The organism is Dechloromonas hortensis, assembly GCF_009469765.1.
GTDB classification, from domain to species: Bacteria; Pseudomonadota; Gammaproteobacteria; order Burkholderiales; family Rhodocyclaceae; genus Azonexus; species Azonexus hortensis.
Genome location: NZ_SSSQ01000005.1, coordinates 238,596 through 248,148, shown reverse-complemented (window position 1 = coordinate 248,148; position 9,553 = coordinate 238,596). Strand labels below are relative to the sequence as shown.

Below are 9,553 nucleotides of genomic sequence, written 5' to 3'. Positions count from 1 at the left end.
ATCGCCGTGCCGTGCTGGTCGTCATGGAAGACGGGGATTTTCATCCGCTCGCGCAGCTTCTTCTCGATGTAGAAGCACTCGGGGGCCTTGATGTCTTCGAGGTTGATGCCGCCGAAGGTCGGTTCGAGCGAGGCGATGGTGTCGATCAGCTTGTCCGGATCGCGCTCTTCGATTTCGAGGTCGAAGACGTCGATGTTGGCGAATTTCTTGAACAAGACGCCCTTGCCTTCCATCACCGGCTTGGCGGCAAGCGGGCCGATGGCGCCGAGGCCAAGGACGGCGGTGCCGTTGGTGATGACACCGACCAGATTGGCGCGCGAGGTCAGCGTGCTGACTTCAGCCGGATCGGCGACGATCTCTTCGCAGGCAAAGGCGACGCCCGGCGAATAGGCCATCGACAGATCGTACTGGTTGGTGAGCTGCTTGATCGGGGTCACCGCGATTTTGCCCGGCTTGGGCTGGCGGTGGTAGTAGAGCGCTGCTTCGCGTAGTTGTTTTGAATTCATATGTCTGCCTCCAATTAAGGTGCTTTTGTCAGGCAAACGCAGCCGCGCGGACATGAATGCCATGACATTCCCCGCACCTTGCCGAATTGTCGGACCACCCTTGTTATTTGTTCAGGAGAAACGGCCATCCTTGCCGGGCAATGCCGGCAAGCGATGCGTGCGGGTGAAAACAACAGCCGTCGTTTTCACCCGATTTACTGGCGGCTACTTGATGAAGCTGAGCTGCTTGCTGATCCGTTCCAGAACCGGCTTCTTCTTGGCGTTGAAATTGACCTTGTTGTCGGAGATCAGGTTATTGCCCTTGGTGTCGATCGAGATGATCAGCGGGCCGAATTCCTTGACCCGGTTGATCCACAGCGTTTCCGGCATGCCCAGGTCGGGCCACTCGTAGCCTTCGATCTCTTCGACCTGGGTAGCAGCCAGCACCGCGCAGCCACCCGGGAAAATGGCATGGACGGCAATGCCTTCCTGGCAGCCAGCCACGGTTTCCGGCCCCATACCGCCCTTGCCGACAATCAGCTTCACACCGGTTTGCTTGATGAATTCGCGTTCGAATTTTTCCATCCGCATGCTGGTCGTCGGGCCGATCGAAACCATTTCGTACTTGTCTTCGGCATTCTTGCGAACGATCGGACCGGCATGGAAAATTGCCCCGCCCTCGAGGTTGACCGGCAGCTCGCGTTTTTGCTCGATCAGGCGGCGATGCGCCACATCGCGGCAGGTCACCAGGCGACCGGTCAGATAGACCACATCGCCCACCTTCAAATCTTTCAGATCCTCGTCCTTGATCGGGGTGGTCAGAATCTTTTTCACAGGACTACTCCTTCGTGGGAAATGATTTCGTAGGACATATCCGGATTGATCCGGATTTTTCCGCGCCGGTGCGCCCAGCACCCGGTATTGACGGCGACCCCGATGGTCGAGGGATGGCGGGCCGACGACTCGATATTGACGCCCATCACGCTATTGTTGCCGGTCAGCCCCTGGGGGCCGATGCCGATCTCGTTCAGCCCCTGTTCGAGCAACTCTTCCATCAAGGCGGCATTGGCATTGCTGCTCTTCGAATCGACCGGGCGCAGAATTGCCAGCTTGGACAGGCGAGCCGCCGTCTCGACCGACGTTGAAACACCGACCCCGACCAGCAGCGGCGGGCAGGCATTGACGCCGCGCTCGGTGATGACGTCCATCACGAACTCGGCGACGCCTTCATAGCCCTGCCCCGGCATCAGCACCTTGGCGGCGCCGGGCAGCGTGCAGCCGCCACCGGCCATATAGACGTCGATGGTGCAGGAGTCTTCGCCGGGGACGATGCGCCAGTCCAGCCAGGGGATCTGGGTACCGGTATTGGTACCGGTATTCTTCTCGTCAAACGTCTCGACGGCGTTGTGGCGCAGCGGCCCCAGCTTGGTCGCGCCCAGCGTGGCATTGCGCAGAACCTCTTCAAGCTCGCCGATCAGTGGGAAATTGGAACCGGCCGAGATGAAGTACTGGATGACGCCGGTGTCCTGGCAGCTCGGACGATCCAGCTTGTCGGCGGCTTCCTGGTTGCCGGCCATCGAGTCGTAGATCGACTTGGCCAGGGGGTTGGTTTCCATGGTCCGCAGGTCGGCCAATTTGGCCTTGACGTCCTTCGGCAGACGCTTGCCGATGTAAGACGTGAATTTGGCCATGGTGTCCGTCAGGGAGTGAACTGCTGCTTCCTTGTCCATTTTGTGCTCCTGTAAAAATCTGTTGGGGTTGGGGTGTGGCGTTGTTTCAGTGCGCAACCGCTTCGGCCGCCACCACCTGCGGTTTCTGGGAACGGGCCAGGAGCAGGGTCAGGACGGCGGAAATCACGAGCAGACCGGCAACGAAATAGAGGCCGTACTCGAAACTGCCGGTCTTGTCCTTGACCCAGCCGATCATGGCGGGGCCGGCGAAACCACCGAGATTGCCGATCGAGTTGATGGTGGCAATCCCCGTGGCGGCCGCCGCACCGGACAGGAACATGGTCGGCATGCTCCACAGCGGCGGCTTGGCGCAACTGATGCCGATATTGACCAAGGTCAGGGCGGCAATCAGGCCGACCACGCTGTTGGCACCGGCGGCAACCACCAGACCGATGGCTGCGGCGCAGCAAGCAAGGACGACGTGCCAGGTCCGTTCGCCGGTGCGGTCGGAATGGCGTGACCACAGCACCATCGCAACCACGGAAACGATAGGCGGAATTGCATTCAGGAAGCCGACCGTCATCGAGGAAACACCGAGCTCCTTGATAATCTGCGGCGCCCAGATGCCCAGCGTGTACAGACCGGCCGAGGTGCCGAAATAGATCAGCGCCAGCGCAATCACCCGAGGATTGGCCAAGCCGCTCAGGATGCTGTGCTTGGCGCTATCGGCCTTGCTGGCGGCTTCGGCATGCATGGCATTGACCAGCCAGGCACGTTCGTCGTCCTTGAGCCACTTGGCCTGCTCGGGTTTGTCGGTCATGTAGAAGAAGACCACCACACCGAGAATCAAGGCCGGAACCGCTTCCAGGATGAACATCCATTGCCAGCCGACCAGGCCCATGACCCCGTTCATTTCGAGCAGCGCAGCGGAGATCGGCGAACCCAATGCGGTCGAGATCGGGGCGGCCGCCATGAAGAGCGCGGTGACGCCAGCCCGATGACGGGCCGGAAACCAGTAGCTGAGATACAGGATGATGCCGGGGAAGAATCCCGCCTCGGCAGCGCCGAGCAGGAAGCGCATGATGTAGAAGCTGGTCGGCCCTTCGACGAAGGCCATGCCGCCTGAAATGATCCCCCAGGTCACCATGACCCGGGCAATCCAGATCCGAGCCCCGAACTTGTGCAGGGCAATATTCGAGGGCACCTCGAACAGAAAGTAGCCCCAGAAGAAGATACCGGCACCGAAGCCGAGGATGGAGGCGGTAAAGCCGAGGTCCTGCTTCATGGTCAAGGCGGCAAAGCCGATATTGACCCGGTCCAGGTAGGCAATGAAGTACAGCAGCATGATGAATGGCACGATGCGCCAGGTGATCCGGCGCATCGTCCGTTTTTCAATATCCAATTCCATTGGATGTCTCCTTTTTGTCGATTAACAATCGATGCCGGTAGCACCGATGCCTCTACCGCCACGAACCAAGGGGCTTGGTCTATGGCGATGTCCACCGTCTTCTGCGGCTCTTTCGCGTCTTCGATACCTTTGGCTCGAAGCGCGCTGTTCTCTATCGGGGTGTAACGTGGAGCGGAGATTAAAACCTTTGGAAAAAATATGAATCGATGTAAAGTTAATTCATCATTGCAAAAAACTTAATAATGAACACCGACTCGGAACTGAGCTTTTTCTGTCTGCTGGTCAAACAAGGAAGCCTTGCCGCAACGGCGCGGGAACTGAACCTGACCCCACCGGCCGTCTCCCGTCGCCTGTCGCAACTGGAAGAACGCCTCGGGGTGCGCCTGCTCAACCGGACGACGCGGCGGATCAGCCTGACCAGCGAAGGCGAGGTCTATTTCGGGAACGCGCAGCGCATCCTCAGCGACATCGATGAAATGGAACGCCTGGTTTCAAGCAGCCGGGCGGCGCCGAAAGGCTTGTTACGGGTCAATGCGCCGCTCGGTTTCGGTCGTTCCTACATCGGCCCGGCCATTTCGGCGTTCACCAAAACCTACCCAGATGTCGACGTCCAACTGCACCTGACCGACCGCCCGGTGAATTTGCCGGACGAAGCAATCGACGTCTCGATCCGCTTCGGCGATTTGCCCGACTCGCGGCTGATTGCCAAGAAAATCGCCGCCAACCGGCGCCTGCTGTGCGCCTCACCGGCCTATCTGCGCGCCGCCGGCCAGCCCAACTTCCCTCATGAACTGACGCAGCACCAATGCATCGTGCTGCGCCAAAACGAAGCCGCCTATGGCAACTGGCGACTGAGCCGGGGCAAGCAAACGGAAACCATCAAGGTGCACGGCAAATTGAGCACCAACGATGGCGAAGTCGCAATCAACTGGGCGCTGGAGGGGCACGGCATCCTGATGCGCGCCGAGTGGGATGTCGCCAAATATCTGCGGAGTGGCCGGTTGGTACAGGTTCTGGCCGACTATGAAACGCCGCCCGCCGACATCTATGCCGTCTATCTGGAGCGACTGAACCTGTCGGCCAAGGTCGCCTATTTTGTTGAACACCTGCGGGACTATCTGAGCCGGCACGCCGACAGTCCAAACCAGCACACTTCGAACTGGTAGCGCTATGAGCGCTCGTTCATCCCGGTCTGCTCGAACCATTGTTCGAGAAATTCAACGCAGACCTTGACCTTGGCCGAGACCGACAAGCGCGAGGGGTAGACCGCCCAGACATCAGCCTGTTGGAAATACTGCGGCAATACCGGCGTCAGCACGCCGGCCTCGATTTCGCGGCAGATATCCCAGGTCGACCGCAGGATGATGCCGTGACCGTCGATCGCCCACTGCCGGACGATTTCGCCGTTGTTGGCGGAGAGCGGCCCGCTGACCTTGATGGCAACGAGGCCGTTCGGCCCGTCCAGTTCCCAGCGCCCGAAATCCTGGTCGCGTTCGCGGATCGGAATGCAGCGATGGGCCTGCAGGTCTTCGAGGGATTGGGGCACCCCGCAGCGCTCAAGGTAGGCTGGCGAGGCGCACAGCACCCGCCGATTCCAGGCGATCCGGCGCTTGATGACATTGCCTTCGCGCACCTGGCCGATCCGGATATCGAGCTGAAAGCCTTCATCCACCAGGTCGACCGGCCGGTCGAACAACTCGAGCTGGATCTCGAGTTGGGGGAATTGCCACGCCAGTTCGGAGAGCGCCGGGGCCAGGCGGCTGCGGCCAAAGCCGGTGCTGCTGCAAATCCGCAACAGTCCGCTCGGCGCCGCCTTTTCCCGGGAAATTGCCTCCCCCATCAGATCGACATCTTCGAGGATGCGCTGCGCCCATTGGTGGACGATCTCGCCCTGCGCGGTCAGCGACACGTTGCGCGTCGTCCGGTGAAACAGGCTTTCCTGCACGGCACCTTCGAGCAGGGCGATCCGCTTGCTGACCGCGGCCTTGGAAATGCCGAGTTCGCGGGACGTGGCGGCAAAGCTGCGGTTGCGTGCCACCACGCAGAACAGGCGGAGATCTTCGAGCTGAGGCTTAATGTTCACGAATCGTATCCATAGGATTCACATTTGCACGGATTGTAAATATTTTCGTGACCTCTAAGCTAGCCAAACCTGTCATCCATTCACTACAGAGGAAATCGACATGAAGCACAAAATCGCGGTGATCGCCGGTGATGGCATTGGCCAGGAAGTCATGCCCGAGGGTTTGCGTGTCCTGGAAGTAGCCGCGAGAAAATTCGCGATTGATCTCGAATTCACAACTTTCGAATGGGCGAACTGCGACTATTACCTGCAGCACGGCAAGATGATGCCGGATGACTGGTTCGAGCAACTGAAAGGCTTTGACGCCATCTATTTCGGCGCGGTCGGCTGGCCCGCAACGGTGCCCGACCATGTCTCCCTCTGGGGATCGCTGATCAAGTTCCGGCGCGATTTCGACCAATACGTCAATCTCCGGCCGGTCCGCCTGATGCCGGGCGTGCCCTGCCCGCTGGCGAATCGCAAAGTCGGCGATATTGATTTCTATGTCGTCCGGGAAAACACCGAAGGCGAATACTCGTCGGTGGGCGGTCGTCTCTTCGAAGGAACGGATCGCGAAATGGTGATCCAGGAATCAATTTTTACCCGCAAGGGCGTCGATCGAATCCTGAAATATGCGTTCGATCTGGCGCAGAGCCGCCCCAAAAAACATCTGACCTCGGCCACCAAGTCGAACGGCATTGCGATCAGCATGCCGTATTGGGACGAGCGCGTCGAAAGCATGGGCAAAGACTACCCGGCGGTGCACTGGGACAAGTACCACATCGATATTCTGACCGCCCGCTTCGTCCTCAGCCCGGAGCGTTTCGACGTGGTCGTTGCCTCCAACCTGTTTGGCGACATCCTTTCCGACCTGGGACCGGCCTGCACGGGCACCATCGGCATCGCGCCATCGGCCAACCTCAATCCCGAGCGGACATTCCCTTCCCTCTTCGAACCGGTGCATGGCTCGGCCCCCGACATCGCAGGAAAAGCTATCGCCAACCCGATCGCCATGGTCTGGTCCGGGGCGATGATGCTCGACTTTCTGGGTCAAGGCGACACGAAATACAAGGCGGCCCACGACGGCATCATGCAGGCCATCAAGACCGTATTGGTCAGCGGTCCACGCACACCGGACATGGGCGGTACGGCAACGACCAGCGAAGCCGGCAAAGCCATTGCCGCGACGCTGGAGGCCCTGGCTTCATAGCCGCGCCCCCCCGATTTCATACTTTCCCAGCCCATACCGCCAACCTCAACCGATCCGGAAAATCCATTCAATGCATCTCCTGGCAATTGTCGATCTTCTCTCCATCCTCGCGCTGGGCGCTGCATTGGGCTTCTTTGGCGGGCTGTTCGGTATCGGTGGCGGCATCATCGCCATTCCTTTCCTGGCGCTGGCCTTTGGCATGGAGCAAGCCCTGGCTCAGGGAACCTCACTGGCCATGATGGTGCCGATTCTGCTTGTCGGGTGGTGGCGGTATACCCGGCGTCACCCCATACCCTGGCGAGCCGCCATTCAAATCGGATTGCTCGCTTCAGCCACCACGCTGGTTGTCGCCTATGTGGCAACCGGCTTGAATCCGAATGTCTTGCGTACGGTCTTTAGCGTCTGCCTCCTCATCCTGGCGCTCCGCTTGCTGTCGCAACGGCGAACCCCCAGTCCGGTCGAGACGCATAGCCGTTTCAACCTTAAATTGATGCCCCTGGTCGGCATTGTCGGTGGTGCCTGCATGGGGCTGCTCGGTGTGGGCGGCGGATTGGTCGCAACGCCCATCTTCACCGGTTGTTTCGGCCAACGGCAGACAGTCGCCCAAAGCCTCTCCCTGGCCCTTGTGACCCCCTGTTCAATTGTCGCCCTGATGACTTACGGTGGTGCTCGACAAGTAGACTGGTCAATCGGTTTGCCGTTGGCCATCGGCGGCTTATTCACCGTATCGCTCGGCGTCTCGTTGGCCCACCGGCTTCCGGAGCGGACGATGAAGACCGCCTTCGCCTGGATGATCCTTGGCACAGCCCTTTGGTTACTACTTAAACAGCTCCTGCTGAAATAGACGATCGCAACACATCGTGGTTAGGTGCACCTGCGAAGGTGTACGAGCAAGGCCTGAAGCAGCGCACGCTGGTGATCGAGTTCGACAGCGTGGCGCAGGCAACGGCCACTGACGACAGCCTGCCTAGCAGCGACACCTAGTACCCTGACGATGGAAATGGCACAGTCGTTTGACCGGGTAGTTTGTACATGCAGTGCAGAAACAAGGGGCTGGAAAGCCAGTTGGCCAGCCATGCCTGTAGCGCTGGCAGTTGCAACAGTTCAAACCAATCCGGCTCCACCGCCGCGAATTGCCGCACGAACGGGAAGAGCGCGAGGTCGGTTGCACAGGGCTCGCTTCCGCCAAGGAAGCTGCGCTGTTCCAGCCGACTGCTTAGCGGCCTGAGAAAGGTTGCGAGCGCATTTTCACGATGTCCAGTCCGGTCTGTCTCGTTGTAACGCTCCGAGTATTTATACCGGTCGAGATGGTGTTTGAACCCACCGTCGTTCCTGGCCAGCCAGTCCAGGTTTTCAGTCGATTGAGCCGGTTCCCACCAACTCCTGGTTGCGTCCTGGCTCAGCGCCCAGCACATGATGTCCCAGCTTTGCTCCAATACGGTGCCATCCGGCAGAAGCATGACGGGAACCGAGCCCTTCGGTGAAAGGGTCAGCATCTCCGAAGGCTTGCCTCGTAACGACACCTCATGCGCGTCGAATTCGATGCCAGCGACCAAGAGCGCCATTCTTGCTCGCATTGCGTATGGGCATCGGCGGTAGGTGTAGAGCAGTGGTTTTTGCATGCTCAGCTACTGAGACTGTTGATGTTTTGCCAGGAGCTGTTCGACCTTCGCCTTGGGGACGCCTTGAATCTTGCGCAGCAATTCATGCGTCACCTGACGAATCCCATACCTGCTCCGCAACTCATCTGCCAGGTGCGTCAGAAGGCTGGCCGCCATCTCGGCATCAGCTAAAGCCCGGTGAGCGCGGCCTGCCAACGGCAGATTGGCGAATTCGACGAGGGCACCGAGTTTGTGGCTTGGGGCCTGTGGGAGGAGACGCCTTGCAAGCAGCAGTGAGCATGCGAACTCCTGCCGTCTGGTGAGGTTGATGCGCGCCACCTCCGCATCCCAGAACTTGCAGTCGAATGAGGCATTGTGGGCAACGAGGGGAATGTCGCCAACGAAGTCCGAGACTTCTCGCATGACGTTGGCCGCCGTTGGCGCCTGGCGAATCATGGCATTCGAAATCCCGGTGAGCTCCTCGATGAACGAAGGGATGCGCACGCCGGCGTTCATCAAGCTCTGGTAACGGTCCACGACCTTGCCGTTTTCGAGAATGACGGCCGCTATTTCAGTCGCACGATCCCCCTGTGCGGGGGACAAACCAGTCGTTTCAAAGTCGATTACAGCTACAGCGTCCAAAATTCATTCCCCTGGCGGTTCAATTCGCAATTCATTGGCGCCAATTGTCTCATTTGCCAAGGTGCCGGGAACTTGCTTATAGTCAGCGCTCCCTACCCAAGGACGCCATCATGTTCTATCTCGCCGCACTCGTCCCCAGCCATGACAAGCCTGAGCAATACACCTATGGGACTGTCCACACGGAAGCTGATAGCTACTTGAACGCTGAAGACCTGTTAAGCGGCCTCGCTAGCGAGGGCAATCACGTTTTTGAGCTTGGGGTCGATGAATTGCCCAGCGGTGCTGAAGATATCCGGGAATGCCTGCAGTGTAACCCTGGCCGGGTTTTCGTCAGCATGCTATTCGGCGAGCCAGATTACTTCTGTATCGTCGAGTTGCCCTAAGCTGGTCTCGAAATGAGCAAACTGACTATCAAATCCGGTTGCGTTGAAGCAGTGTTCAAGCGTGGCAGGGAGCGCACAAAAGGCACTGAGCG

10 protein-coding genes and 1 pseudogene are annotated in these 9,553 nt (G+C 59.3%); 4 read left to right on the top strand and 7 right to left on the bottom strand.

What is annotated here, in order from left to right:
* The 4 genes and pseudogenes from GH663_RS11080 to GH663_RS11065 all read right to left on the bottom strand — a co-directional run.
* Positions 1-506: pseudogene (locus GH663_RS11080) on the bottom strand (NADP-dependent malic enzyme); the annotation flags it as partial.
* A gap of 204 nt (positions 507-710) precedes the next feature.
* Positions 711-1,319 carry a L(+)-tartrate dehydratase subunit beta gene (ttdB, locus tag GH663_RS11075; RefSeq protein WP_066886372.1) on the bottom strand — a complete coding sequence of 203 codons (609 nt, stop codon included), beginning with the start codon at positions 1,317-1,319 and terminating at the stop codon, positions 711-713.
* Positions 1,316-2,215 carry a L(+)-tartrate dehydratase subunit alpha gene (gene ttdA / locus GH663_RS11070; RefSeq protein WP_153131757.1) on the bottom strand — a complete coding sequence of 300 codons (900 nt, stop codon included), beginning with the start codon at positions 2,213-2,215 and terminating at the stop codon, positions 1,316-1,318. The genes ttdB and ttdA overlap by 4 nt, the downstream gene beginning before the upstream one ends.
* A 46-nt stretch (positions 2,216-2,261) precedes the next feature.
* Entirely contained in the window at positions 2,262-3,563 is a 1,302-nt protein-coding gene (locus GH663_RS11065) for an MFS transporter (RefSeq protein WP_153131755.1), read from the bottom strand.
* Positions 3,564-3,805: 242 nt separating this feature from the next.
* On the opposite strand from GH663_RS11065, the gene GH663_RS11060 reads away from it, so the two are divergent.
* Positions 3,806-4,729, top strand: coding sequence for a LysR family transcriptional regulator (locus GH663_RS11060; protein ID WP_153131753.1), 924 nt, complete (start codon positions 3,806-3,808; stop codon positions 4,727-4,729).
* 2 nt (positions 4,730-4,731) lie between these two features.
* Here the strand turns inward: GH663_RS11060 and GH663_RS11055 are convergent, their stop codons facing one another.
* Complete coding sequence (locus tag GH663_RS11055; protein ID WP_153131751.1) at positions 4,732-5,646, bottom strand: LysR family transcriptional regulator; 915 nt, start codon at positions 5,644-5,646, stop codon at positions 4,732-4,734.
* Between the two features lie 100 nt (positions 5,647-5,746).
* Here GH663_RS11055 and GH663_RS11050 point away from each other — a divergent pair, with 100 nt between their 5' ends.
* Positions 5,747-6,835, top strand: coding sequence for a tartrate dehydrogenase (locus tag GH663_RS11050; RefSeq protein ID WP_153131749.1), 1,089 nt, complete (start codon positions 5,747-5,749; stop codon positions 6,833-6,835).
* Between the two features lie 70 nt (positions 6,836-6,905).
* Positions 6,906-7,679: a sulfite exporter TauE/SafE family protein gene (locus GH663_RS11045; RefSeq protein ID WP_153131746.1), complete on the top strand. Its 774-nt coding sequence runs from the start codon at positions 6,906-6,908 to the stop codon at positions 7,677-7,679.
* Positions 7,680-7,815: 136 nt separating this feature from the next.
* Here GH663_RS11045 and GH663_RS11040 read toward each other — a convergent pair whose 3' ends face one another.
* Together GH663_RS11040 and GH663_RS11035 are read right to left on the bottom strand one after the other, a co-directional pair.
* Positions 7,816-8,457: a glutathione S-transferase gene (locus GH663_RS11040; protein WP_153131743.1), complete on the bottom strand. Its 642-nt coding sequence runs from the start codon at positions 8,455-8,457 to the stop codon at positions 7,816-7,818.
* Between the two features lie 6 nt (positions 8,458-8,463).
* Entirely contained in the window at positions 8,464-9,078 is a 615-nt protein-coding gene (locus GH663_RS11035) for a 3'-5' exonuclease (protein WP_153131741.1), read from the bottom strand.
* A gap of 110 nt (positions 9,079-9,188) precedes the next feature.
* Between GH663_RS11035 and GH663_RS11030 the strand changes: the two genes are divergently transcribed.
* Positions 9,189-9,461: a hypothetical protein gene (locus GH663_RS11030; RefSeq protein ID WP_153131739.1), complete on the top strand. Its 273-nt coding sequence runs from the start codon at positions 9,189-9,191 to the stop codon at positions 9,459-9,461.
* The last annotated feature ends 92 nt before the right edge of the window (positions 9,462-9,553 follow it).

Bases quoted from the DNA above. Each gene is read 5' to 3' on its own strand.
- GH663_RS11040 (WP_153131743.1), bottom strand. From the start codon at position 8,457: ATGCAAAAACCACTGCTCTACACCTACCGCCGATGCCCATACGCAATG.
- GH663_RS11045 (WP_153131746.1), top strand. From the start codon at position 6,906: ATGCATCTCCTGGCAATTGTCGATCTTCTCTCCATCCTCGCGCTGGGC.
- GH663_RS11060 (WP_153131753.1), top strand. From the start codon at position 3,806: ATGAACACCGACTCGGAACTGAGCTTTTTCTGTCTGCTGGTCAAACAA.
- GH663_RS11030 (WP_153131739.1), top strand. From the start codon at position 9,189: ATGTTCTATCTCGCCGCACTCGTCCCCAGCCATGACAAGCCTGAGCAA.
- GH663_RS11050 (WP_153131749.1), top strand. From the start codon at position 5,747: ATGAAGCACAAAATCGCGGTGATCGCCGGTGATGGCATTGGCCAGGAA.
- ttdA (WP_153131757.1), bottom strand. From the start codon at position 2,215: ATGGACAAGGAAGCAGCAGTTCACTCCCTGACGGACACCATGGCCAAA.
- GH663_RS11065 (WP_153131755.1), bottom strand. From the start codon at position 3,563: ATGGAATTGGATATTGAAAAACGGACGATGCGCCGGATCACCTGGCGC.